20 protein-coding genes are annotated in these 24,635 nt (G+C 54.3%); 9 read left to right on the forward strand and 11 right to left on the reverse strand.

Annotation, left to right across the window (positions count from 1 at the left end; genetic code table 11):
* Positions 1-9: 9 nt before the first annotated feature.
* Genes ACOOGA_RS03270 through ACOOGA_RS03285 form a run of 4 tightly spaced genes read right to left on the reverse strand, consistent with a single transcriptional unit; the run spans position 10 to position 3,606 of the window.
* A complete protein-coding gene (locus tag ACOOGA_RS03270) occupies positions 10-1,215 on the reverse strand; it encodes a tetratricopeptide repeat protein (RefSeq protein ID WP_417460281.1) in 1,206 nt (401 codons plus the stop codon).
* Between the two features lie 10 nt (positions 1,216-1,225).
* Positions 1,226-1,972: an N-acetylmuramoyl-L-alanine amidase gene (locus tag ACOOGA_RS03275; RefSeq protein WP_417460282.1), complete on the reverse strand. Its 747-nt coding sequence runs from the start codon at positions 1,970-1,972 to the stop codon at positions 1,226-1,228.
* Between the two features lie 6 nt (positions 1,973-1,978).
* Entirely contained in the window at positions 1,979-2,875 is an 897-nt protein-coding gene (locus ACOOGA_RS03280; RefSeq protein ID WP_417460283.1) for a DMT family transporter, read from the reverse strand.
* Entirely contained in the window at positions 2,872-3,606 is a 735-nt protein-coding gene (locus ACOOGA_RS03285) for a TerB family tellurite resistance protein (protein ID WP_417460284.1), read from the reverse strand. The genes ACOOGA_RS03280 and ACOOGA_RS03285 overlap by 4 nt, the downstream gene beginning before the upstream one ends.
* 185 nt (positions 3,607-3,791) lie before the next feature.
* Here ACOOGA_RS03285 and ACOOGA_RS03290 point away from each other — a divergent pair, with 185 nt between their 5' ends.
* Positions 3,792-4,922, forward strand: coding sequence for a beta-ketoacyl-ACP synthase III (locus tag ACOOGA_RS03290; protein WP_417460285.1), 1,131 nt, complete (start codon positions 3,792-3,794; stop codon positions 4,920-4,922).
* Between the two features lie 74 nt (positions 4,923-4,996).
* Here ACOOGA_RS03290 and ACOOGA_RS03295 read toward each other — a convergent pair whose 3' ends face one another.
* The 4 genes from ACOOGA_RS03295 to ACOOGA_RS03310 all read right to left on the reverse strand — a co-directional run bounded on the left by ACOOGA_RS03295 (position 4,997) and on the right by ACOOGA_RS03310 (position 9,733).
* Entirely contained in the window at positions 4,997-6,229 is a 1,233-nt protein-coding gene (locus tag ACOOGA_RS03295; protein WP_417460286.1) for an ABC transporter permease, read from the reverse strand.
* Complete coding sequence (locus ACOOGA_RS03300; RefSeq protein WP_417460287.1) at positions 6,226-6,936, reverse strand: ABC transporter ATP-binding protein; 711 nt, start codon at positions 6,934-6,936, stop codon at positions 6,226-6,228. Before ACOOGA_RS03300 ends, ACOOGA_RS03295 begins: the two co-directional genes overlap by 4 nt.
* Entirely contained in the window at positions 6,933-8,417 is a 1,485-nt protein-coding gene (locus ACOOGA_RS03305; protein ID WP_417460288.1) for an efflux RND transporter periplasmic adaptor subunit, read from the reverse strand. The genes ACOOGA_RS03300 and ACOOGA_RS03305 overlap by 4 nt, the downstream gene beginning before the upstream one ends.
* A 107-nt stretch (positions 8,418-8,524) precedes the next feature.
* The gene (locus tag ACOOGA_RS03310; RefSeq protein WP_417460289.1) at positions 8,525-9,733 is read right to left on the reverse strand and encodes a GGDEF domain-containing protein; all 1,209 of its coding nucleotides are present in this window, start codon (positions 9,731-9,733) and stop codon (positions 8,525-8,527) included.
* 197 nt (positions 9,734-9,930) lie between these two features.
* Between ACOOGA_RS03310 and ACOOGA_RS03315 the strand changes: the two genes are divergently transcribed.
* From ACOOGA_RS03315 to ACOOGA_RS03330, 4 genes are all read left to right on the forward strand, one after another.
* Positions 9,931-10,302, forward strand: a complete 372-nt coding sequence (locus ACOOGA_RS03315) for a BlaI/MecI/CopY family transcriptional regulator (RefSeq protein WP_417460290.1) — start codon at positions 9,931-9,933, stop codon at positions 10,300-10,302.
* On the forward strand, positions 10,302-13,124 hold the full coding sequence (locus ACOOGA_RS03320; protein ID WP_417460291.1) for a M56 family metallopeptidase: 2,823 nt from the start codon (positions 10,302-10,304) through the stop codon (positions 13,122-13,124). Before ACOOGA_RS03315 ends, ACOOGA_RS03320 begins: the two co-directional genes overlap by 1 nt.
* Positions 13,125-13,281: 157 nt before the next feature.
* On the forward strand, positions 13,282-14,463 hold the full coding sequence (locus ACOOGA_RS03325) for a dipeptidase (protein ID WP_420429468.1): 1,182 nt from the start codon (positions 13,282-13,284) through the stop codon (positions 14,461-14,463).
* A gap of 119 nt (positions 14,464-14,582) precedes the next feature.
* Positions 14,583-14,765, forward strand: a complete 183-nt coding sequence (locus ACOOGA_RS03330; protein WP_417460293.1) for a hypothetical protein — start codon at positions 14,583-14,585, stop codon at positions 14,763-14,765.
* A 5-nt stretch (positions 14,766-14,770) separates the two neighbouring features.
* Here the strand turns inward: ACOOGA_RS03330 and ACOOGA_RS03335 are convergent, their stop codons facing one another.
* Complete coding sequence (locus tag ACOOGA_RS03335; RefSeq protein WP_417460294.1) at positions 14,771-15,220, reverse strand: YaiI/YqxD family protein; 450 nt, start codon at positions 15,218-15,220, stop codon at positions 14,771-14,773.
* Positions 15,221-15,334: 114 nt separating this feature from the next.
* Between ACOOGA_RS03335 and ACOOGA_RS03340 the strand changes: the two genes are divergently transcribed.
* The 4 genes from ACOOGA_RS03340 to ACOOGA_RS03355 all read left to right on the forward strand — a co-directional run bounded on the left by ACOOGA_RS03340 (position 15,335) and on the right by ACOOGA_RS03355 (position 21,729).
* On the forward strand, positions 15,335-15,907 hold the full coding sequence (locus tag ACOOGA_RS03340) for a hypothetical protein (protein WP_417460295.1): 573 nt from the start codon (positions 15,335-15,337) through the stop codon (positions 15,905-15,907).
* Between the two features lie 88 nt (positions 15,908-15,995).
* On the forward strand, positions 15,996-17,384 hold the full coding sequence (locus ACOOGA_RS03345; RefSeq protein WP_417460296.1) for a hypothetical protein: 1,389 nt from the start codon (positions 15,996-15,998) through the stop codon (positions 17,382-17,384).
* Between the two features lie 96 nt (positions 17,385-17,480).
* Positions 17,481-21,080, forward strand: coding sequence for a hydantoinase B/oxoprolinase family protein (locus ACOOGA_RS03350; RefSeq protein WP_417460297.1), 3,600 nt, complete (start codon positions 17,481-17,483; stop codon positions 21,078-21,080).
* 172 nt (positions 21,081-21,252) lie between these two features.
* Positions 21,253-21,729: a TonB family protein gene (locus tag ACOOGA_RS03355; RefSeq protein ID WP_417460298.1), complete on the forward strand. Its 477-nt coding sequence runs from the start codon at positions 21,253-21,255 to the stop codon at positions 21,727-21,729.
* A 66-nt stretch (positions 21,730-21,795) separates the two neighbouring features.
* On the opposite strand, the gene ACOOGA_RS03360 is transcribed toward ACOOGA_RS03355, so the two are convergent.
* Together ACOOGA_RS03360 and ACOOGA_RS03365 are read right to left on the reverse strand one after the other, a co-directional pair.
* Entirely contained in the window at positions 21,796-22,587 is a 792-nt protein-coding gene (locus ACOOGA_RS03360; RefSeq protein ID WP_417460299.1) for a hypothetical protein, read from the reverse strand.
* Between the two features lie 109 nt (positions 22,588-22,696).
* On the reverse strand, positions 22,697-24,328 hold the full coding sequence (locus tag ACOOGA_RS03365) for a DEAD/DEAH box helicase (RefSeq protein ID WP_417460300.1): 1,632 nt from the start codon (positions 24,326-24,328) through the stop codon (positions 22,697-22,699).
* Positions 24,329-24,635 lie beyond the last annotated feature (307 nt).

Raw genomic sequence — 24,635 nt, forward strand, 5'->3', positions numbered from 1 at the left:
AAGTCTAGCCTAATCGAGCAACGGCGCCATGAGCGCCAGAGCCAAGGCCTGGTTATCATCATCCTCAATCGTGCGCACGATGTTACGAGCCAGATTAATGTCTGCATTACCCAGCGCACCCTCAAGAAGGGACAGGCGCACGATATCGCGCTCATACGCGCCCTGAACCTGTCCAACTTCGCTGAGAACGTCACGGAACTGGCCAGCCAGTTCCTCTTGACCGCTGGTGGTACGGAGGGAGGAGAGGTATGTCGCCTTGGCGTCTACTTGTTTGAAGGTAGAGAGCCGGTCAAGCGCAGCATCCAGATAGCCGATCCCTGCTTCTACCGCACCAATCTTGGAGGCAAAGTCCGCCTGAGAAGCTTCTTCGCGCAAGCGGTCTCCGTGCAGGATAGCGAGGTCATAGCTGGTACGAACAAACGCCGGGTCCATGCCTGCGTCATACATTGTCCGTACCCGTTGAGCGGTTACGTCAGCACGGGTTCCAATGCCAATGACGCCGGAAAACATTTCGTCAGCTTCCGTGAGATAGCCATTCCGTTCTGCTGCATCACCTTTTCTGTCAGCGACAACTGCCAACTGCACAAGTCCACGATACTGTTGATCTATCCGCTCCAACGCACGAACGCCCACCTCCAGATCTTTGAGGTTCACTGCAGCCAGTGCAGCCCGCGGTGCGCGGGATAAAAGGCTAAGCTCTCGCCAAAACGCTTTGGAGCGGTTGGACACTTGCGCAAGCGCCACCCGGGCATCCGCCAACTGGCCAGATTTGATAGCCTCTTCAGCGATTTCGGTCAGCGTTGTGTCTTTAATCGATTCGTTCTGCAATTCTTCCACAAGTGCGAGACCTGCTGCCACATCACCGGCACGAGCCATAAGAGGCGCAATTTCCGTAATCTTTTCCTGCGTTACCAGCGTCAAACGTACAGAACGAGCTTCATCAAGCGCCAGCATCAACGTCTGCTTCGCTTGGTCTATCTGCCCTGTGTCGATCATTGACCGGGCAACACCAATAAGAACCTTCGCGCGCTCAATACCAAACTCTTCGTTAATAACCGTCTGTAACGCAGCCGTAAACGCACAGTCCCGTGTCGGTGCCTCAAGGCAGGCGACAGTATGCTCGTTGGGTCGGTGCTCGGTCCCGACGGTCGGGCTTTGTGCAAAAACCGGGCTCGCAAACACTGTCAGAGCGGTCGAAAGAAGCAACGTTTTCATATACTTTCCCCTATTGGCGTATCTGCCCTGCGATATCTTCAAGCACCATGACGGTGCCAATATCAACAAGGCCGGATACGGTCTCAGGCCGCCAATGCGCCTGGAAGGCACGAACTACAGACTGATGCGTGGCGTTGAAACTCTGAATGTCACCTAAATGATATCCAACGATACCTAATTGTTTGTTAAGCTTGATGACATAGTCGCTTTTTGGGACATTTTCTTGACCATGCATCATCACCTTGCTCGAATTCTTCCCGTCGCACCTTGGCCACAGCCCAAAACCGTTCTCCGCAAGCTTTTTCCACGGGAAAAGCGGACCTGGGTCCAGCTTGCGGCCCGGCGCGATATCACTATGACCAACAAAACCATTTACTGTTATATTATAGCATGATTTGAGATGAGACAGAAGCGATATCAAACGCTCAATCTGTGGCTCTGGAAACGGGCGATAGCCAAACTCATGCCCCGGATTAACCAGCTCAATCCCGATAGAATTATGGTTTATATTATCCTGTCCCCGCCAGCTTGAAACGCCTGCGTGCCATGCCCGCTTCTCTTCATCCACCAGTTGGAAAAGGCGCCCGTCCTCTTCAATCAGATAATGTGCAGACACCTCTGCTTTAGGGTCACAAAGCCGCCGAAGCGCTGCTTCGCCGCTTTGCATGCCGGTGTAGTGAATAACAACAGTATCAATACAGGTGCCGCCGGGGCGCTCATTCCAGTTGGGGGACGGGGTATGGATAGCATCCTTCATCAACTGCTAGACCGCCGCGCGGTCCTCCCCGATCTCTGCTACTTTGGTTGACCGCGCGTTGTTACGCAGTGTCACAATCAGCACACCGAGAAGCGTCAACGCACCGCCGAGTGCCATGCGCCAGGTAAATTCCTCATTCATGATCCAGATACCCGCAAGCACAGCTGCAACAGGTGTCATCAAGAAATAAGGGGACACGACGGAAACCTCGTATTTTCTTAGCAGATAATTGGCGCCGCCATGTCCGATAACAGACGATCCGATCCCGCTATAAAGCACCCCAAGCCATGCCATCAGGCCAGCGTTTTTGACCATCTCGACCTGGCCGTCTTCGAAGAGAAACGAGAGTATAGCTGACCCAATAACTCCCGCTACACCAACCCAGGCCTGTGTGGTCACCGCGCGCACATCCTTAAGCCGTCGCATCAATATGGCAGAAACCGAATACATGAGCGCCGCGAAGGTCATCATCAGCAAACCTTCCCAATAGTCGAACACGGTTGGGTCAAGCCCCAGTGCGAGCACCCCCAGGAAACTAAGCGCTATACCGGCGACCCGTTTCCAGCCAACGGTTTCGCGCAGAATAACCACCGCAAGAATTGTGGAAAAGGGAACGTTGAGCTGGGAAGCGATAGCAACAGAACCAACACCGTCTGATAGCTCCATCGCCCAGAAAACCGCGCCGAAGTGAACAACACCAAGAACTACCGCCGCCAGCGCCAAATCCGCCATCCGGCCCGGTACAATACGGAGAAACGGCATAAGAACGATAACAACCGCGATGAACCGTACACAGTTGGCCACCATGGGCGACAGGTCCGCCACCGCATATTTGACCGCGACAAAATTAACGCCCCAAACAACCGCGATAAGGATGACCAGAAGGATATCTAGCAGCTTCATGCGTTAACCCTCTTCCGCTCTGCCACGATTTGATCATATGCGGCGTTGATCTCCGCCGCGCGCCGGGTCGCCACAGCGATAAAATCGTTGGGCACCCCTTCTGCAATCAAACGGTCTGGATGGGTTTCCCGCACAAGCTTGCGGTAGTGTGATTTCAGTTCCTGATCCCCGATCTTGGGGTCAACACCAAGGACACCATAAGGGCAATTGGGGTCGGCCCCAACATGGCGATGTACCAGCGAGGCAATTTCCTGCTTCGAGTATCCAAAAATTTGTGCAACAGCGCGAATATAGTCGAGCTCATTGGGATGAACCTCGCCGTCTGCTTTTGCGATAAAAAACAACGCTTCCAGAAGATCATCAAGCACCGTTTTGTTGCCTCGCATCAGGTCGGCAATCTGTTTAGCATAAGCGTCAAAGCCTGCAGTATGCTGGCGGGCCATGTCAAAAACGCGCCCTACGTTACGCATTTCCTCAGGAGGCACGCGGAAAACCTGCTTGAAGGCATCCACTTCTTCCCGAGTGACCTGTCCGTCTGCTTTCGCCATTTTGGCAGCAAGCGCGATCACACCAATCGTGAAGGTTACATGGCGGGTTGCATCGCTAGTGCGGCTACCTGCATCAACGCCCGCATCAAGCGCTGCGCCAGCGGCAAGACCAAGCAAAGCCCCCAAGGGCCCACCAATAGCAAGCCCTGCCGTGCCACCAATTATTTTTCCCCAGATCGACATAGCCTGAGAGTTAGCACAGCGATTTAAGGCATCCTACAGAAAACTAAGCCATTTTTTGCATAGCAGATATTCCGCCAATGATTGGTTGGCGGATGGGAAAAAAGGCAGTATATCTGAGCCCCCATTGTAACAGGCCCGTCATATTCGAGCCTGCTGTCGGTATCGGAATTGAGGAAAAGTTTGGCATGGTCGATGTAGTTATTTCGGGAACGGGTCTTTATGTACCGCCTAACCGAATTACAAACGAAGAGCTGGTAAAAACATTCAACGAATATGTTGACCAGTATAACGCCCACCATAAGGCGGACATTGACGCAGGCCTCCTGCCTCCAAAGCAGCATTCCAGTGCCGAGTTTATCGAGAAAGCGTCGGGCATCAAAGCGCGTCACCTTGTGGACGTTAAAGGCGTGATGGACCTTGACCGCATGATGTCCAAAATGCCTGAGGGCGGACACGGCGACCAGGACCATGCCTGTTTCCAGGCCCATATGGCAATTGAAGCTGGCAAGGAAGCCATGGCGCAAGCGGGCGTCAGCGCGGACGAGATTGACCAGATTATTTGTTCTGCCGCCGTTTTACAGCGCTACTTCCCTGCCATCGGCATTGAAGTGCAGCATCACCTTGGCACGTCCGGCTCAGCGCTTGATATGGTCATGGGTTGCTCAAGCGCTACCTATGGCCTGATTGCAGCCGTGAATGCCATCAAATGTGGTACTGCAGACCGTATCCTCATGGTCAATCCGGAGATCTTCTCTACCATGGTCAACTTCCGGGACCGGGACAGCCACTTCATTTTCGGCGATATCGCCACAGCCGTCGTGCTGGAGCGCGCTGATATCGCAAAAGGCAAGGATCTCTGGAAAGTCACTGGCACCAAAGCGGAAACCCAGTTCTCCAGCAATATTCGCTCTCATTATGGCCCAATGACCCGCCTTGATGACGACAGCATGCTGCGCGACGACATGTTCTTCGTGCAGGAAGGCCGCAAGGTATTCAAGGAACTGCTGCCGCTCGTAACGGGCTTTATCTCAAGCCAGCTTGAAGGCGATGGCCTCAAGGTTGAAGACCTGAGCCGCATGTGGCTGCACCAGGCCAACATCAACATGAATATGTATGCCGCCAAGAAGCTTCTAGGACGTGAGCCTAGTGCATCTGAAGCTCCAACCGTGCTGGACGAATATGGCAACACAGCGGGCGCAGGCTCGGTTGTTGCCTTCCACAAACATCGGGACGACCTCAAGGCTGGCGACAAGGGCATCATCTGCTCCTTCGGCGCGGGCTATTCCATCGGCAGCTTGATGGTAGAGAAGCTCTAAGCGAATAGACCAGACAGACACAGAAAGCCCATCCCCACAGTAATGGAGGTGGGCTTTTTATGAGAGCTGTATTTCTATTCGTACCGTAATGCGTCTATCGGATTAAGGCGTGATGCACGCCGCGCAGGATAAAATCCGAAGAATAGCCCGACAGTTGCGGAACCTGCTAGCGCAAGTGCTATATACACAGGGTCCATCAACACCGGCCAGTCCGCATAATGCGCCACCAGGCCTGAGCACCCTGCTCCGACGGCCAGCCCAATCATGCCGCCAACCAGACAAAGCGTTATCGCCTCCACCAGAAACTGGATCAGGATATCCCGCCCGCGTGCGCCCACGGCCATGCGCAAACCAATTTCACGGGTGCGCTCCGTCACTGACACCAGCATGATATTCATAATACCAATACCGCCAACCACGAGGGAAATGGCAGCAGAGGTAGCCAGCAACATGCCCATGGTTTTTTGAGTGGCTGTGCGTGCCTCGATAAATTCGGACATATTGCGTACGTCAAAATTTGCCTGAGCACCGGGTTTCACTTTACGCCGCTGCATCAAAAGCGTCTCGACGTCCTCCTGCACGAGTGCCATATCCGCGCCCTCGCGTACGGAAATATACATCATCTGCACCGGTTCAGCCACCGACCCTTCCCGCCCCACAAGCCGGGTACGGGCAGTTGAAATAGGCACAAGAATTGTGTCGTCCTGATCACGTCCCATGCCTGACTGGCCCTTTTCAGCCAAAACGCCAATCACTTCAAAGGGGATGTTTTTGATGCGGATACGCTCTCCAAGCGGGGACTGGCTGCCGAATAGTTCTTCCGCTACAGTTTGGCCAATGACCGCAACCTTGGTTTTGCGGCTGACATCCTCGTTGGTGAGCGGAACACCACTGGCAACCTCCCAAGCCCGCACAATATGAAAATCCGCATGTACTCCCTGCACGCCGGTTTGCCAGTTGTTATTGCCGTAAACAACCGCACCAGAGGCGTTAACCACACCAGATATTGCGGCGATGTCAGCCACATTGTTTCTGATTGCTGTCACGTCCTTTTCACTGAAGGATTCGCTCGTGCCCGCACCGCCGCGCCTTCCGCCAGAACGGTTGGAGCCCGGTCGCGCTATCAAAAGATTGGTACCCAGACTTGAGATATGCTCTTCCACCCGTTTTGATGCGCCAGTGGAAATTGAGGCCATAGTGATGACCGCTGCAACACCGATGATAATACCAAGCATAGCCAGAGCAGTACGCAACGCGTTGAGCCGCAACGCCTCAATAGCAATCATAAATGTGGCAAGCAGTGTCATGATGCCACCCTCTCTTCCTCAAGCGTATCCCGTACGATATGGCCATCCTTAAAATACAGGCAGCGGCCGGCATAAGCGGCTACATCGGCGTCATGAGTTACCATCACGATGGTCATTCCGTTTGCATTCAGCTGTTGAAAAAGCTTCAAAACTTCAACAGATGTCGCGCTATCAAGCGCACCTGTAGGTTCATCGGCAAAAATCAGCGCAGGTTTTGTCACCAGTGCGCGGGCAATCGCCACACGTTGTTGTTGTCCACCAGAAAGCTCATTGGGGTGATGGTCCATGCGCGAGCCTAGGTCCACCCGTTCAAGCGCCTGCCGACAGCGATCAATCGCCTCCTGACCACGGATACCTGCATAACGAAGTGGCAGCATGGTGTTCTGAAGCGCGCTCGTACGCGGAAGCAGGTTGAACTGCTGGAATACAAAACCGATGACTTCATTTCTAAGGTTTGCCAACTCATCGCGTGACAGGGCAGACAAATCCCTCCCTGCCACTTTCACCATACCCGAGGTTGGCTGGTCGAGTGCGCCGCAAATATTCATGAAAGTCGACTTGCCGGAGCCCGACGGCCCCATCACCGCCACAAATTCACCGGGCATAATGGTCACATCCACGCCGTCCAATGCTTTCACCACCTGGCTACCCTGATGGTAATGACGGTAAAGTTCTTTGGCTTCAATGACGGGCGTAATATTCGTCATCCTCTTGGCCTTTCTTCCCGAACCACGACCTGCGCGCCGTCCTCCAGACCACGGATAATTTCGGTATTTGCATCGTCAGACAATCCCAACAATACAGACGTCTGCTTGAGCTTTCCATCATGTCCCAGCACCCATAGCTGTGCACGGCGAACATCGAAGCGGGCAGCCTTCCCTTCTTCATAACGCCGCCACTGCTCATCATTGAGGATATTTTTCAGAGTCTTGTCCAGCATGGCTTCCATGCGCTGCCGTGCTTGCTGACGATCGTTTGTGCCGTTGCCCGCCGTCGACGCCATCCCCATACCCCCGCTGCGACCAGCGCCACTTTGCGCCCGCAGTTTTGCAAACTCTGTGCGTAGCGCATCGGCCTGCGCATCACTCAGATCCAGTTCGGCTCTAAATCGGTCAATAAACTGCCCACCACCTCGGCTTGAGCTCGCCTCGGCCACGTCAGCAGGCGGATTGCTGGGGCGATACCGCAACGCCTCATTCGCGACCCGCAGTACATTGTCCTTTTCACCTGTAAATATCTCCACATTCGCTGTCATACCTGGCAGCAACGCGCGGTCTGTATTACTGGCTGAAATAACTACGGTATAGGTCACCACATTGGCCTCCTCCAATGGAGCAAGGCGAACCTGTTTTACCACACCGTCAAAACTGCGGTCGGGAAACGCATCCACACCAAAAACCACCCGGTTCCCGGATCGCACAGTGCCGATATCTGCTTCGTCCACACTGGCCTCCACCTGAATTTCGGAAAGGTCTTGCGCCAGTTGAAACAACACAGGGGCCTGAAGGCTTGCCGCCACCGTCTGCCCTACATCCACGCTACGGGCGATCACCGTGCCTTTGATGGGGGAACGGATTTCCGTGCGCGCCAGATCGATACGTGCTTGGTCAAGGGCAGCTTCGCGCTGAACCACGGTAGCATTTGCATTTTCAAGCTGTGCTTCCGCACTGACCAGATCTGCCTGTGTTGTTGTGTAGGCTGTCTCAGACGCCTCAAGGGCGCTGATCGAGACATTGCCACGCTTCTCAAGATCCTTTTGCCGTGCGAGGGTACGTTCCGCTTCGCGAAGCTGAGCCTTGGCCCGTGTGATCGAGGCTTGTTGTACTGTTACTTGAGCACGCGATACCGCCAGTTCAGCCTCTGCCTGTTTTACCCTTGTCGCAAATGTTTGGGGGTCAATGCGAGCCAGGAGCTGGCCTTCGGCCACTTCATCATTATAGTCAGCAAGCATTTCCGCAACCTGCCCGGAAAGCTGTGAACCGATATCAACGGTTATCAGGGGCCTGACAGAGCCACTAGCGGACACACTGCGCTGGATTGTGCCCACTACGGCGGGCTTGGTAACATACTGCCCGATGGCAGCTTCGCTACTGCTTTCAATGCCTGTAAAGTACCAAATTCCTGCACCAAAAACAGCGGCCGCCAGGGCTAATTTTATAATTTTCCGTCCGTTTTGGTGTCTCATCATCGTCTCGCTTGCAGAAGGGTTGCGCTATACCCCTTGTACGCGCGCATCTCCCATCGCCCTCTGCACACTGCGGAACAAATTTGATAATTTCATAATAGATAGGATACTTATGCGGCGGGCGGTGCAGCCCCTATTGAGACGATAAAGTTTGTGCCCTTTTTCTGCGCCTGTTTCAGTGCTTTATAGGCAGAATCAAGCATACCATCAGACAAGAGGTCGTCCCCTCTTGCTGTCATCACACCAATACTGAGCGTAAGGGAGGCTTGCTTCTCCCCGCAGATAAACGGCGTACCGGTAATTGACTGCCGCACACGCTCTGCCACCAGTTGTGCGCCGTCTTCAGCCGTGCCGGGTAACAAAAGTACAAATTCTTCACCACCAAAGCGGCAGAAAACATCTTGCGCCCGCCTGCCTTCCATCACCCGCTCGCCGAATTGACTAAGGACCGTATCGCCAACCATATGTCCATGGCGCAGGTTGATACGCTTGAAGCGGTCAATATCAATCATGATGAGCGATACCGGCTCAGATAACCGGCGCGAGCGCGCCACAACGGTCTTGATCACGGTCATGAATGCACGGCGGCTGAGCGCCTGGGTAAGCGGGTCCATCATCGCCTGTATCTTCAACTCGTTCTGAAGTCGCTCCGCCGTCATGATGATGACAACAAGCGCCAGAAGAAGCACAAAGATCATCGCCTCAACCTGCGTCCAGACCGAAATTGGCAACCCTTCAAAATAGTTCACATCCGGTCGGAACTGCCGCCATTCGTAGGAGCGATAAAGGTGAAAGAGCCCGTGGGCTGCAAAAACCGCCGCCGCAATCGCAGCACCCACCGACGTCCGCTTGATAATGCCCTTATAGAAAGCACGCCGGCCACCAAGCGCGCGGATCAGAGTTGCTACCGTACAGAAGGAGAAGACCGTGATGTAGACGGAAAGCATAGAGCCACGAGCGGCTGCACTACCGCCTTCAACTGCATGAGAGCCAAGCGTTACAGCAGCCAGCACCATAATCGCCGCCGCCGCATAGGCGATGACTCTGGAGCGCGAGTTCCAGAAAGCCGCTATCCCGAGCCACACCCAAGTATGGCCGATCAGAATCAGCAGTTCCCCCGCAACAATAGTGATGGCGGTAGGGGCGTTTTCACCCGGTATTAGCAGATAGCTGCCCACCGTTGCCGCCGCCACACCCGCCGCCGCAGAACGCAGGCCAGGGGTGCCCAAATTGGCAAGCCAGTGCGCAGTCAAGGCAAACGATGCCAGCACAAACATCAAGGTTGTTGCGGCAATTAAAGTCGGCACATCTAGAGTCACGAAGCTCCCCCGCTCGTTTCCCACTCGGTCGCGCAACACCTTATTGAAAATATCTCGTTTTGCAAACCGAACCTGCACACTAACTCATGGACAGCACAGCTCGTCGCAGAATGCAGCCAGAACTCAAAAAATATTTGACGCCCTACTACAGCTGTAGTAAATCACTTCTACACATGTAGTAGAAAAGGCTTAAATCGATGGCAGGCAATATCAAACTCAGCGATCAGCAATATCAAATCGTCCAGGTTCTGTGGCAACTTGGCGAAGGCTCCGCAAAAGATGTGCAGCACGCACTGGAAGCGCTTTCCCTGGCTCATACGACCGTTGGCACAGTGTTGTCCCGGCTTGAGAAAAAAGGTGTGCTGTCATCGGAAACCCGCGGACGTGAGCGCATCTACAAGGCCGAAATTGACGAACGTGACGTAAAACGCTCGATGGTATCATCCCTTGTCTCCACCCTTTTCAAGGGAGACAGCAAAGCCCTGCTCGCACATCTGGTACGGGAAGGTGATTTTGATCAAGGCGACCTCAAGGATGTTGAAGCGCTTCTCGAGAAGGAGCAAAACTGATGTTTGATCTCATTTCAGACCTGCCATTCCTCTCTCTCTTCGCGAAATTCATGGTCGCCAGCACCGTTATGATGGGCGCTGTCTGGGTGTTTGAGAAAATTCGGCTGATCAATACACCTGATCTGGCGGAACTGGCCTGGAAGCTTGCTATCGCGGGTTCGTTCGCGGCCCTGTTGCCGATCGGAGACTGGCTCTCCGGCCCCATCACAATTGAACACACGCGCGCAGCAGAAATTGTGCAAAGCTTTGACGATGGCCGCCCATTGAAGGGCCTTGCACCAAAGCGGGAAGCGGGCAAAGCCTTTGTGCCCGACAATGATATTCCAATGCAGGCCATCAAGGTAGATGACACCTCAGCGCCAGCCCTTGAACTTCGAGGATCAGATGGTCGCACCTTCAGGTCCGCAACAGCATCAAGCAGCACTAAAACCATGGCCGAAACGGCCACCGGTCACGAGATATCCATGCCCGAGACCGACAGCCCCGAGGGCGACAGCGAGAACTACTATACAACAAGCTGGATTGATGCTGTTGCGGACCTAAGCACCAAACAACTGGCCACATTGGCATGGGGTTTCATCGCTTTCGCCGCGATTGCCATGCTCGGGCTCGCATACCGGTTGGCCGTAAAAGACCTTGGCAGCCGCACACGTGTGCCGGCCGAACATAAGGCCAACCAAACACTGCGCGAAATCTGCGCAGAAGTTGATATCCGGCATGTGCCATACCTCAGCCGATCATCAGACATCAAAAGTCCGATATGCCTGCCCCGGCGCGAGATATGCCTGCCAAACTGGGCGTTTGACGACCTACCACACGAAGAACTTAAAAGCCTTCTCGCACACGAGGTTGGCCACATGTTGCGCCGCGACCCGATCATGCTGATGGCGCTTCAACTTCTTTCTCGTCTCTTTTTCTTTCAGCCGATGTTCATGCTTGCGCGCCGGCGGCTGACAGATATCGCGGAACTGGCCGCGGACGAATGGGCTGCCCGGCAGCTAGCGGACGCAAGAGCCGTTGCCACAGCTCTCTTTACCTGCGCGACAAAAATACAAGAAAACCGACAGATACAATGGGGATTAGCAATGGCAGGAAATAAATCCATGCTGAAAACGCGGGTGGAGCGCCTGATTGGTGCTGAACGCCTGCCCTTTAAAAACGCGGGCGTCTTCGCCAAATCCGGCCTGACCGCCGGGATGGTGGTACTCGCCCTTGGCTTGCCAAGCATCGAGTTTGCCGAAGCCCTGAACCCGGAGACAAGTCTTTCCGACGACTGGGCAATGGACATGAACGAGCCTGAGGCTCCATTCAAGACCAATATCGCAATGCGTGAAATGGGCCTTTCCAACGTTCAAGGCACGCTCGAGTTAGACGGCGATAACTTTACCTTCGTGAGCGATGACGGCAAAAAGCGCGGGCACCGCAAGGGCGATAGCCGCAGCGTGAGCATCTCATCCCGTGATGATGGGCACATGACCGGCAACATGGTCTGGACAGAAAATGGCCATACGATCAAAGCAGAATGGGATGGCAACTTTGAACTGACCGCTGACGAACGTTATGTCGCCGAAGTTGATGACGGTGGTGAGCTCGAACTTGAAACCAAAGGCAAGGGACCACGTCGCCGTGTTCGTTTTGAGAGTGAAGACGGCAAAATCGAGACCACCTACTGGGTAGACGGTGACAAAACCGCGCTCGATACCGAGGGTCAGGAATGGGTGGCAGAAACCCTGCTCACCCTTATTCGCGAAACCGGCCTGAATGCACCACAGCGCGTGAAACGCATCCTCAAGGCGGATGGTGTCAAAGGTGTCATCAAAGAAATTGACGAGCTTGAAAGCGACTATGTCACCCGCATCTATGCAACACACCTGATGCATGAAGCCAAACTGAGCGACAAAGAACAGCTCAAGCTTGTTGAGCGGCTCGCGCAGATGGAAAGCGACTATGAGACCCGGCTTGCCCTCACCACCATGATGATGGAACAGAACCTTTCACCCAAGGTTATGCCAGTGGTGCTTGAGGCCGCGAAGTCAATCGAAAGCGATTATGAGCTTCGGCTTCTTCTGACGCCTTATTTTGAAAAATTCGGTGTTAATAAGAAGACCATGGGCGTGTTGATCGACCTCGCGAAAAATATGGAAAGCGACTATGAGATCCGCCTGCTGCTCACTCCCTTCGTGGTGGGCTCCGAGCTCGATAGCGACATGATGGAAGATCTGCTTGAGGTCGCCGAGCGGATCGAGAGCGACTACGAGCAACGACTGCTTCTCAGCTCCATCATTCATGAGAAAAAGCTGAGCAAAAAGAACATTAAGAGCCTGGCTAAAATCGCAAAGGAGCGCATTGAGAGCGACTATGAACTCCGTTTGTTCATCGGAAGCTTTGTTGAGCAGATCAAGGAATCTGAAGACGCGACGGAAACGCTGGTTGAAACGCTGCACCAGATCGACAGCGACTATGAGCGGCGTCAGGCCATCCTGATGATCGCGTCCTACGGCAAAATGAGCAGCAAGTCCTGGCGCGAAATTATTGATGCCACCGCCGCAATCGATAGCGACTATGAAAAGGCAGAAACCCTGCTTGCCCTGCGTTACTTGATGCCGGAAGACAACAAAGACCTCAATAAGGCCCTTTTCAGCGCCATTGAAGGCATTGATTCCAAATATGAACGAGAGCGCGTGTCTGCACTAGCGTCCGGCAAGTATCACCCCGATACACGGCGTGGCAGGCGCGGCCCATCTTCAGCACCGCGTCCTGCCCCAACACCGGCACCAGCCCCAACGGTTGAGCCCGCAAAAGTGGACGGCACAAATATCTAGACAAGTTTCCAAACACTCTCTTGAGGGGCGCCTTGATCAGCGCCCCTTTTTTTATGGCGCGGCATGACCACAAAGTACCTTTCTCGGCACAGGGCTGGACAAATCCAATTTTACGCCCACTTCACATAAGGCTAATTCACTTGGGGTCGGGGAGAACATGATGAAAAACAGATTGCTAAAGTTTCTGGCGGGCACTGCCATCCTTGCTGGTGTGCTTTATATTGCGGCCCGCACCTTCGGGCCCGGCATCCTGGAGCGCCAGCTCAACAAAATCGTCGATAATCGCCCGTTCAGCATTAGCGACGAAGCAGCAGAACTTCATGGCTCACTCCGCATCATGGACTGGCATGCCGATACCCTGCTTTGGAACCGCAGCCTTCTTGACCGCGCTGACCGGGGGCACGTAGACCTGCCGCGCCTAAGAGACGGCAACATGGCCCTGCAGATGTTCACCACGGTCACAAAAACACCGCGCAACATGAACGTGCACGCCAATGAGGCTAACAGCGACAACATCACGCTCGTCTCATACCTTCAGGGCTGGCCCAGTGATACACACAGCAGCCTTCTGGCACGTGCGCTCTATCAGGCCGAAAAGCTGGATAGTTTCATCAAGAAATCCGAGGGTGGTTTAATGTGGGTTCGCACCCAGTCAGAGCTTCAGGACTTCCTCGAGGCGCGCGAAACAAGTTCCGTACCGCAACCTGTCGCTGCCCTTTTGGGAACCGAAGGTGCACACCCGCTTGAGGGTAACATCGCTAATGTAGACAAAATGTATGCCGCAGGTTTTCGCATGGTTGGCCTGACCCACTTTTTTGACAATGAGCTTGGCGGCTCACTTCACGGTGTCAGCAAGGCCGGGCTTACAGACTTTGGCAAACAGGTTGTCCGCCGCCTTGATGAGTTGCAGATTATTATCGACCTCGCCCACGCATCTGAACAATCCGCCAGAGACGCACTTGCCATCACCTCACGCGGGGTTGTTGTCTCCCACACCGGCTTTCGCGGTGCGTGCGACACGGAGCGCAATTTCTCTGACGAGTTGATGAAAGAAATTGCAACAAAAGGCGGGCTGATTGCTGTCGGCTACTGGGAAACAGCCGTTTGCGGCACCACGCCCGAAGCCATTGCCAAAGCCATCGCCTACGGCATTGAACTGGTGGGGGCTGACCATGTGGCGCTGGGTTCAGACTGGGACGGCGCTGTGGCTGCCATGCCGTCAGATCATATTCCGGCCATCACTGCCGCTCTGCTTGAACAAGGTGTAAGCGCCAAAGATATCCGCCTCGTGATGGGGGAAAGCAGCCTCAACTTCCTGCACGCATGGTTGCCAAAGTAAACAGGCGAGTTATCCACAGAAAACTTAGCTACAATTTTATGCGTCTCTTTTTTTGTCACGCGGGCTCTGTCATCAAGGCCTCACTTGATGATAACCCAACCGGACAATAGGTCAGAGACATGATCGAAAGCATTTCATCCGCCAACGCAAACCCACTGCACATTGCACCGTCGCGCCTTTCTACAAAAGGGCCCGAATCCAAGATCAAGATCGATCTTGACGACGTGCCGCGCAGCAAAGTGAAAATTGAAGCCCTGCACACCGACCGTGGCAAAGGCCTGAAGATCGATATCAAGGCCTGACGGTTTTACCGGCGGTTCGCTTGTTGTACCGCCGCTTCCAGCGCTGACAGAAAACGTGACCTGTCCTTGCCTGAGAAAGACGCGTTAAACCCGCGGTCTTCCCCCATATCCCGCAGTTGAGATTTCAGCTCCCGCATCGCGAGCGCCATGCCGATGTTTTCCTCGCTAAAGGGTCGGCCATTGTGCCCCATAACCTGAGCCCCGGCCTCAAGACAACGGGCTGCGAGCTGAATATCGCCGGTGATGCATATATCGCCCTTGCCTGCGCGCTCCGCGATCCAGTCATCTGCCGCGTCGAACCCGTCACCCACCACAACCTTGTTGATACGTTCCCCCACTTCAAGACGAAGCCACTGGTTGCTCACAAGGTGAAGCACAAGGTCATGCCGGTACGCTACTTTGAGCGCTTCTTCTTTCACCGGGCAGGCATCGGCATCAACATAGATTTCGGTCACGGGGTTCCCTTTGTCATCAAACTTTAGTGCGTTAACAGGTGTCCATTTACATGGCACATGAGGCAAAAACAATGTTATGTAATCATTCTGACATAAAGTGTGATGGTTAAGTCTATGTTTCGATTTCAAATTTTAAAGGCCGTTTCGGCCAGCCTGATGCTTTTGCTTACCCCGATAGCGGTGGCACAAGATGCTCCCGCTCCCCAGACTGAGGAAGAACGCGCGCTTCAATCCATGCGTTTCATGCTGCAACGGGCTGAGCTTGTACGCATGCTGGCGGCAGAGCATTTGCAGTTTCTCAATGAAAACCGCAATCAATCTGCGTTTCACCTGCTTGAGGAAGCCTCTCAGGTAATGGCTTATAACCTGATTTGCGCTGATGACACCATGGATGTGCGCATGCTCAACAACATCGCTGCACAAAGCACCCTGCAGGTCGCCACGCTGATCAATAAATCGCCAATCAACGACAAGATCACCGAGATAATGGGCCAGCTTGGTGAGCGTGACAGGTTGATCCTGATGGGTGATATATCTTCCACTGTAGTGATGTTCAAGATCGGTCGCAGACGTGGGCTTTTTGACGCGCTGCTGACCGACTTTGGCGCAAAGCGTTTCTGCGCTGGCATGGGCAACGATATGCGCCGGCGCTACAACGGCCTTGTCGCCGGGCTAAGTAGCGAATAGCGCTCACTCAGTTCCATAGCCTGTATGGTGACTTTCACAATCCCACTTGATATCCTGAGTTTTGAGGCTCGCAACATTGGGGGATTTAATGGGCGGCACGATACTCATTCAAGGCATAGATGCCAGCAATAGCATCGAAACACCAAACTATCGATTTGCGCAGGCTTCCGCGAAAATCGATGTCTTCATTGCTGGTTTACTGGACACCTCTTGCGTGGTACCCGCTGGAAATGTCGGTGATTCACGAATTTTTCATCAGCTAGTCGCCGAGGTCTTCACATGCAAAAATGTAGGCTCCGGTACTGAACCTTGGGTACCATTTCGGCTTGCCCTCGATAAACGATTTCATCATTACACTGACTTCGCCACCCAGTATCAATTCGATGCCTCAGGCAAGCGCGCGCTCGTCAAAGATGAATCTTTAGCAATCCTCGGAGAACTATATAAAGCTCGCAAATTCAACGAAATTGATGATCACCTACCTAAAGGTACCGGCCTTGTGGCGTCGCTGATCCATCAGCACATTGAATCTCAAGCGGCTCAGAGACCCGTGACTGATGGTGTCCACCGTGACCCAAATTACTTATCTTACATTAGCTACCGCCTAGAACAACTTCGAACGGAAGACTACAATCCTAAAATTCGACACATAAAAACTACTATCAATCGCCTGAATACCCATATAACTCCGCCAACTAAGCGAGGAGATTTCTATAATCTGTCCGCTGATTTTGAAGATGGATGGCAGCTTGTCAGGCTATGGATTGATGATTACTTCAGCCATGACATACAGAATCAATATGATGTGGCGAGCCGCGCTGCCACAACCCATACTGTGGAGCAGCATCAGTTCTCCGATCTGGAAATGTTCGTCAGAAGTTACAGAAATTCCGGCGCGCCGGAAGGATATGAATTTCTGCAACAGGAAATCGCCAGACCACAGCAAATTGAAGGCCACGACCCCAAACTCGACTTCAACACCCTTTGGGAACTGCATCATCATGACGAGTTCCGACAGTCAGCAAAACTGACCCGCGAGATCATTAATGGCAACTACGCGGAAACCCAGAAAAACGAACAACTGGAGAGCCATATTGAACTTGTTGCTTCTCATAGCGCCGACATTATGTTTAACCGGTCACGCATGGCGAAAATGGCCAAGTTCATGGCCCATAATAGCGAACAAATTGCCGAAAATGCTTTTGTACTACTAGCAATGGGTGTCATTGCTTCGGAATTCAGTGGCAGTGACGCTTTGGGCTTTACTGCAATCGACCGGGCAGCCCAAGATGTTGTCACAGCGCTTGATAATGCTGCATCCTTCTCTCAAGGTGCCAGCGCTAGCCCGCTCGCCTACGCGGCAGGCAGCTGGGCCCTCCGGAAAAAGATGGATCAGATGAAAGAACTCCAACAGTGCTATGGAAATTTGCTGCGTTATCATCTGCGAAAACAACGCAGTACTAGATCCAAAGACTAGGATCTATTTTAACCATCACCGCACGACAACATAAGGCTGGTATCGGCTCAGAAGCTTCACTAGATTACATGCATATTCGCATACTGATGGAGCCATATGGAACCCACCGACATAAAAGCGAGATGGCAATTCTGGATTGATCGCGGCGGCACATTTACCGATGTGGTTGCAAAACATCCGGACGGTACGCTCTCAAGCCATAAGTATCTATCAGAAGCCCCCGGCCAGTATGATGACGCCGCTGTGCATGCCATGCGTGATATCATGGGCACTGACCGTGATGCGCCGTTTCCGGCAAATCAGGTTTCCGCCATCAAGATGGGAACCACCGTCGCCACCAACGCACTTCTGGAACGTGATGGTGAACCCACGCTGCTTCTCATCACCAAAGGCTTCAAGGATGCGCTTTATATCGGCCAACAACACCGCGCCGACCTGTTCGCACTGAAGCCCACCCGGCCCGAGCCGCTCTATACCATTACCGAAGAAGCTCTTGAGCGTGTGCAGGCGGACGGCACTGTGCTGACGCCGCTTGATGAAGCGGCCTGCAAGGCAGCGCTTCAAAGAGCCTATGACACCGGCATCCGTAGTGTGGCCATCGCCTTTGTGCATGGATACCGCTATCCGGCCCATGAAGCACGGGCGGGCGAGATCGCGCGTGAGATCGGCTTCACCCAAATATCGCTGAGCCATAAGGTCAGCCCGCTCATGAAACTTGTAGCTCGCGGTGATACCACCGTGGCGGACGCTTATCTCTCCCCCATCCTGCGGCGGTACGTCAACCAAGTGCAAAGCGCTGTGGGGGGCACAAGCCTTTACTTCATGCAATCAAACGGCGGCTTGGCGGCCGCCACAGCCTTTGAGGGCAAGGACGCTGTACTATCAGGCCCAGCGGGCGGCATTGTGGGCGCGGCTAAAAGCGGTGAGCGTGCAGGTGTTAAGCACCTCATTGGGTTTGACATGGGCGGCACGTCCACCGATGTCAGCCACTATGCTGGCCAGTATGAGCGGGTGTTCGACACCGTGGTCGCCGGTGTGCGCATGACCGTACCCATGATGGATATTCACACGGTTGCAGCTGGCGGCGGTTCCATTTGCCGCATCAGCGACGGGCGCTTGCAGGTTGGCCCAGCAAGTGCTGGCGCATACCCCGGCCCCGCCGCTTATGGCCGTGGCGGGCCTATAACGGTGACAGACTGCAACGTGCTTCTAGGCAAACTACAGCCCGACCTGTTCCCCAAAGTATTTGGTGAGGACGGTAAAACCGCGCTGGATGTGGAAAAAACGAGGGAAGGTTTCAAGGCGCTCCAGAAAGCCCTGTTTGACGCCACTGGCCTGAAACTGAGCCTTGAAGAACTGGCCGAGGGCTTCCTCCGTGTGGCTGTGGAACATATGGCGCGGGCGATCAAGAAGGTATCGGTCATGCGTGGGCATGACATCAAAAAATATGGCCTGCTCACATTTGGCGGCGCAGGTGGGCAGCACGCCTGCCTTGTGGCCGATGCCCTGGGCATTACAAAGGTTATTGTGCCGCCTTTCTCTGGTGTGCTGTCAGCACTTGGTATGGGGCTCGCGGACCAACGCACCATCGCAGAACAGGCGCTTGAAAGCCCGTTAGATGAATTTGATGCCCTGCAAACAGCCGCAGATCATGTGAAAACACAGGCCAGCAAGGCGCTGGCAGCACAAGGGGTGACAGCAGCTGAGCAGACCGTGCACATCAGCGCGCGACTGAAGTATCGCGGCACAGACACAACGCTGAGTGTCAAGGTCGAGGAACCGAAGGCCATGCAGGCGGCGTTCGAGGTAGCACACAAGGCCGCATTTGGTTTTGTAGAAGATGACGAGGTCATCGTTGTTGAGGCCGTGGAAGCTGAGGCGATCGGGGGTGCTGCAACCACAGCACTCAACATCAACGCCGGTGGAGCAGACACCGCACCGGTTGGCGAGCGTGGTGTTTTTGCCGGGGGTGCGAGCACAAGCGCTGCAGTTTATGACCGGGACAAGCTGAAACCGGGATACCAGGTACCCGGTCCCGCCATCATTATTGAGAACGGCGGCACCACGATGGTAGAGCCCGGGTGGGCTGCCTGTCTTGATGACGGCGACACCCTCCTATTGCTCAGGACCGAAGAGAAATCGCAGGCTGATATATCCCTTGGCAAACCTGACCCGATCATGCTGGAGATTTTCAACAATCTCTTCATGTCTGTTGCGGAAGAAATGGGCGGTGTGCTTGCAAAAACTGCGCACAGCGTCAATGTGAAAGAACGACTGGATTTCTCCTGCGCTGTGTTCGACGCAGACGGCCAGCTTATCGCCAACGCGCCGCACATGCCGGTGCATCTGGGCAGCATGGGGGAAAGTGTTTCCGCCATTATCCGTGAGCGCGCAGGCAGCATGAAAGCGGGAGATGTATTCATGCTGAACGACCCGATGGCGGGCGGTACTCATTTGCCGGACATCACCGTCATTACCCCTGTATTTGATGATAACAGTACCTCGCCCACCTTCTATGTTGCTTCTCGCGGGCATCATGCCGATATCGGTGGCATCAGCCCCGGCTCCATGCCGCCACACTCCAAAACCCTTGAGGAGGAAGGCATCCGCTTCACAAACTTCCATCTGGTTAAAGACGGCAAGTTTCAGGAAAGCGCAGTGCGGGACGCGCTGGCGAGCGGCCCTTACCCTACCCGTAACATGCACCAGAACCTTGCGGACCTGAAAGCACAGGTCGCCGCCAATGAGCGCGGTGCGGCACAGGTGCGGCGTCTTGTGGGTGAGTTTGGAGCAGAAACGGTGGCCGCCTATATGGGACACGTGCAGGACAACGCCGAAGAAGCTGTACGCCGGGTTATCACCAAACTTAAAAACGGTGAAACAACCTATAAAATGGACTGCGGCGCTACCGTTAAGGTCGCCCTTAAAGTCCACCATACGGCACGCGAAATTACGGTCGACTTCACTGGCACAAGTTTTACCCAGTATAATAACTTCAATGCTCCGCTTGCGGTCACAAAAGCGGCGGTTCTGTATGTTTTCCGCGTGCTCACCGGCGAGGATATCCCCCTGAACGCGGGCTGCCTCAAACCCATCAAACTGATTGTGCCCAAGGGCTGTATGCTGAACCCCACACCGGGCGCCGCTGTGGTGGCCGGCAATGTGGAAACCAGCCAGATTGTTACCAACGCGCTTTTCCTGGCAGCTGGTGCGCTCGCGGGCTCACAAGGCACCATGAACAATTTCACCTTCGGCAATGCCGAGTATCAGTATTATGAAACCATCGCGGGCGGCACAGGCGCAGGTGACGGCTTTGACGGCACCGCCGCCATTCAGTCTCACATGACCAACAGCCGGTTGACAGACGTGGAGGTGATGGAGTGGCGCTACCCGGTCGTGATTGAAGAGTTTGGCATCCGCCGGAATAGCGGCGGCAATGGCAGATGGCAGGGTGGTGACGGTGCCTCGCGGCGCATTCGTTTTATGGAAGAGATGGAGCTTGCCATCCTCTCTGGCCACCGCGATGTTGGCCCTCCGGGCCTACAGGGTGGGGAGCGTGGCTTGCCCGGCAAAACCACCGTATTTTATCCTGATGGCAATCAGGCCGAGCTTGGCGCGGCAGACAGCGTCACGCTACCCAAAGGAGGCAGTGTGCTCATTGAAACACCTGGTGGTGGTGGATTTGGCCCAAAGTAAGCCGGAATACGGCGGACGGTTGCGTTTGTCCCATAATGGGCCTATTATCGCGCGCAGGCATGGGGATGCCTTAAATCAGGGGATAAGGCTGCGCATCAGCAGCCAGAAGTTTTGGGGACCATAGTTACGACAGTGGAGCATGACAGTCACTTCTCGAAGAGGAAGAGGAAACATGCATTCCATATGTACAGCACTCAAATCACACGTAAGTTTACGTAAAACCATCGGCCTGACGCTATCGACCATAGCCGTGGCCGCATTTACCTTCACATCAGCACCTGCTGCGCTCGCGGAAGAAGACCCGACAGACGGCTACTGGCTGGCGTCACGCTGCAAAGGTGCACGACTTTCCTATGAGGTCCGGCGGGATGAAGTATCCGGCCATGTATCCGTGCTTTATGATATTGCAGCCAATGGCAGGGTCGAAAATGTCCGTATTACGGAGAGCGAACCCGCAGGCCTTATGGACATGAATGTAAAAAATGCCATGCGTGGCTGGCGGTATTTCGCCTATATCAAGGACGGTGCCGAGGCGGCCCGCAAGGACGTATCCCTAACCTTCACCTTTGGGCCTAAGGCACCAAAAAAAGGGAAAGATTGCACCCATACGGAACTTCCGGAAAGCACCACCGCGTCTGTCGGCAGGTAAGTCCAGTATTCTGTTGTTTGGCTAAAAGTATCAAAGCCGGGCTTGTCGCCCGGCTTTTTTCATTGTCTATTTTGTGCGGGAGGCCAGCGCCTCTGGCAGGTCACACGTATCGAACTGCTTGATATAGGGGCGATCACACTCCCAATCCTGCCCGGTGTAATCCAGGTGTGCATTTTCCGGCACCTTAACGGCCAAACACTCTTCACCATATTGCTTGAAACCGCGCTCGCATTTCCAGTCTTCACCCGCGTCGTTCAGGAAGCCGTTTGCTGGCACCATAAGTTCCCTGCAGCTGTTGTTTTCTGCTTTGAAACCACGGTCACACTTCCAGCCCTGCCCATAGGTGGTGGTAGAAAGATAAGCGTTTCTGGGTACATTAATCGCGGTACAGCTGTTGTCGCCCTTTTCAAAGCCGCGCTCACAGTCCCAACCGCTGCCAAACGAAGTGTCGGTCAAATAGCCGTTCACTGGCACAGCCACTTGTTCACAGGAATTGTCTGTCTGCCTGTATCCGCGGTCACAGCGCCAACGGTCGCCTGATGCTGTCAGGTACGCATTAGCTGGCACCGCAATCGCCGCGCAGGTTTCACCTTGAACGTTGAAGCCACGCTTGCAATCCCATGTACGGCCATAACTGCTTAGGCTCGGATAGGCATTTTCAGGGACCTTGATCGGGACACAGCTTTCACCCTCTGCCTCGAAACCCCGGTTACATTCCCAACCCCCAGCATAAGGTTTTGCGTGGGCGTTTGCAGGCACCGCAGCTTGCGCCAGAAGCGAACCTTGCACAAAGGCAAGCAGCAGGAATGCAGCAACGGGCACCAGCGCAAGGCGGTTCCAGCCTAGAGTTTTTGTCATTATGTCTTCCTCATATAAAGGCTGACCACGACAAAGTCTTGAGAAATGACGATGCGGCATCCCAGCATTCAATTAGCTTGGTTTTCGGGTGGTAGTCGCAGGCCGAGGCCTACGACGCGGCTCTCACCTTTTTCTGGGAACTGTCGATATTGCCAAGCATACGCGCAAGGCCAGCACCTGAGCCATCATTACCCGGCTGGCGATAACTACGGGCGGCAGGTTTGCCCTGACCATCGCGAGATTGGCCATTACGCCCTTCTCCGTTGCGAGCCTGACCGTTGCGAGCCTGACCGTTGCGAGATTGGCCATTACGGGCCTTTCCGTTACGCGCCTGATCGCTCCGGTTCTCACCGTGCCGCTTTTCGCCTGTTTGAGCCTGACCTTGTCCGGCACCAGCACCGCCACGCGATGACGCGTTCTGGTTGCTGCCCTGCCCTTCAGTCTGGCCCTGTGGCTTCGCACCGCGTCGGTTCCGGCGGCGACTGTTTTTTGGTTGCCCGTCAGCATGCTTTTCACTCACGCCGTTTTGACGGCGAGGTTGACCGCCTTGGCCACCACGACGAGCTGGACGCGCATTTGCTTTTTTAAGAGCAGCTATATCGTCCTCATTCACCGCTGGCACATTGCCCTCGCTTGCAATGCCTTTACCAATCAGCTTTTCAATGTCACGCAACAGGCCGCGCTCTTCCGCATCACATAGTGTGATCGCGATACCGCTTTTGCCCGCACGGGCTGTACGCCCAATCCGGTGCACATATACCTCTGGCACGTTTGGCAGCTCGAAGTTCACCACATGGGAAACGCCGTCCACATCAATGCCGCGCGCAGCAATATCGGTGGCAACGAGTATAGGAACATCACCAGATTTAAACTCCGCGAGCGTACGTTGGCGTTGGCCCTGGCTTTTATTGCCGTGGATCGCACCAGCCCGCAGGCCGTATTTCTCCAGATGCTGCGCCACTTTGTTCGCGCCGTGTTTGGTACGCGTAAACACAATGGCCCGGTCGATTGCTTTATCGCTCATCAACTCAACCAGCTTCGCACGCTTGTCACCCTTGGCAACATGCAGAACGGTCTGGTCGATCCGCTCGATCGGTTTTGAAGCCGGTGTGACGGAAATTTCTTTCGGGTTCTTCAGGAAATCCTGCGCAAGACCACGAATTTGCTTCGGCATTGTTGCCGACATCAGCACGGTCTGCCGCGCAGCAGGTACTTTGCTCATGATACGGCGGATGGCGGGGATGAAACCCATATCCAGCATCTGGTCAGCCTCATCCAGCACCACGGCCGTGGTCTGGTGCAGGCGAATAGCACCCGCTTGCATATGGTCTTCAAGGCGGCCCGGTGTTGCCACCAGAATATCCACACCTTTTGCCATGGCGTTAATTTGCGGGCGCGGGTTGGCGCCGCCCACCACAACAGCCACGCTCATACGCATGAACTGGCCGTGGCTTTTGATATTGTCCGCGATCTGGGCTGCAAGCTCACGCGTTGGCGCAAGAATAAGCGCACCGCATGTTTTTGGCGCTGGCCTGTTTTGCTGGCCCGAAATCTTGTGAAGAAGTGGCAGAACAAACGACGCGGTCTTGCCGGTACCTGTTTGTGCAATGCCAATAATATCATGCCCTGCAAGCATTGCAGGAATCACCTCTGCCTGAATTGGTGTAGGCACGGTGTAACCTTCTGCCGATACGGCACGAAGGAGGGCCTCGGCGATGCCGAGGTCAGTAAATTGCTTCAAGTGAAAGCTTTCATCTGTCGTTGCAAGCGGCTAACCCGGTCTAGGCCAGGCAACGATTATTATTCTGTAGGGGAGCTTGCGGAGATCAGCTGCCGGGTCTTGTGTGCCCATGGCACTTTCTCGTGGCAGCGTCAGTATTGGTGGCTGCTCTTTCATGTCACCGCCAACGACAAATACTATATACGGTCGTCATCTTCGCGCAGTGCGTGGTCGCCAATAAACACGGATCAGTTTAAATAGCAAGGAAATAGCAGGTTAGCCGCTATCACCCTGCCCCTGTTCACACTTCATACCGCAGGAAACAATA

Source organism: Kordiimonas sp. (genome assembly GCF_965216265.1).
Lineage (GTDB): Bacteria > Pseudomonadota > Alphaproteobacteria > Sphingomonadales > Kordiimonadaceae > Kordiimonas.

Bases quoted from the DNA above. Each gene is read 5' to 3' on its own strand.
- ACOOGA_RS03270 (WP_417460281.1), bottom strand. From the start codon at position 1,215: ATGAAAACGTTGCTTCTTTCGACCGCTCTGACAGTGTTTGCGAGCCCG.
- ACOOGA_RS03275 (WP_417460282.1), bottom strand. From the start codon at position 1,972: ATGAAGGATGCTATCCATACCCCGTCCCCCAACTGGAATGAGCGCCCC.
- ACOOGA_RS03280 (WP_417460283.1), bottom strand. From the start codon at position 2,875: ATGAAGCTGCTAGATATCCTTCTGGTCATCCTTATCGCGGTTGTTTGG.
- ACOOGA_RS03285 (WP_417460284.1), bottom strand. From the start codon at position 3,606: ATGTCGATCTGGGGAAAAATAATTGGTGGCACGGCAGGGCTTGCTATT.
- ACOOGA_RS03290 (WP_417460285.1), top strand. From the start codon at position 3,792: ATGGTCGATGTAGTTATTTCGGGAACGGGTCTTTATGTACCGCCTAAC.
- ACOOGA_RS03295 (WP_417460286.1), bottom strand. From the start codon at position 6,229: ATGACACTGCTTGCCACATTTATGATTGCTATTGAGGCGTTGCGGCTC.
- ACOOGA_RS03300 (WP_417460287.1), bottom strand. From the start codon at position 6,936: ATGACGAATATTACGCCCGTCATTGAAGCCAAAGAACTTTACCGTCAT.
- ACOOGA_RS03305 (WP_417460288.1), bottom strand. From the start codon at position 8,417: ATGATGAGACACCAAAACGGACGGAAAATTATAAAATTAGCCCTGGCG.
- ACOOGA_RS03315 (WP_417460290.1), top strand. From the start codon at position 9,931: ATGGCAGGCAATATCAAACTCAGCGATCAGCAATATCAAATCGTCCAG.
- ACOOGA_RS03320 (WP_417460291.1), top strand. From the start codon at position 10,302: ATGTTTGATCTCATTTCAGACCTGCCATTCCTCTCTCTCTTCGCGAAA.
- ACOOGA_RS03325 (WP_420429468.1), top strand. From the start codon at position 13,282: ATGATGAAAAACAGATTGCTAAAGTTTCTGGCGGGCACTGCCATCCTT.
- ACOOGA_RS03330 (WP_417460293.1), top strand. From the start codon at position 14,583: ATGATCGAAAGCATTTCATCCGCCAACGCAAACCCACTGCACATTGCA.
- ACOOGA_RS03340 (WP_417460295.1), top strand. From the start codon at position 15,335: ATGTTTCGATTTCAAATTTTAAAGGCCGTTTCGGCCAGCCTGATGCTT.
- ACOOGA_RS03345 (WP_417460296.1), top strand. From the start codon at position 15,996: ATGGGCGGCACGATACTCATTCAAGGCATAGATGCCAGCAATAGCATC.
- ACOOGA_RS03350 (WP_417460297.1), top strand. From the start codon at position 17,481: ATGGAACCCACCGACATAAAAGCGAGATGGCAATTCTGGATTGATCGC.
- ACOOGA_RS03355 (WP_417460298.1), top strand. From the start codon at position 21,253: ATGCATTCCATATGTACAGCACTCAAATCACACGTAAGTTTACGTAAA.
- ACOOGA_RS03360 (WP_417460299.1), bottom strand. From the start codon at position 22,587: ATGACAAAAACTCTAGGCTGGAACCGCCTTGCGCTGGTGCCCGTTGCT.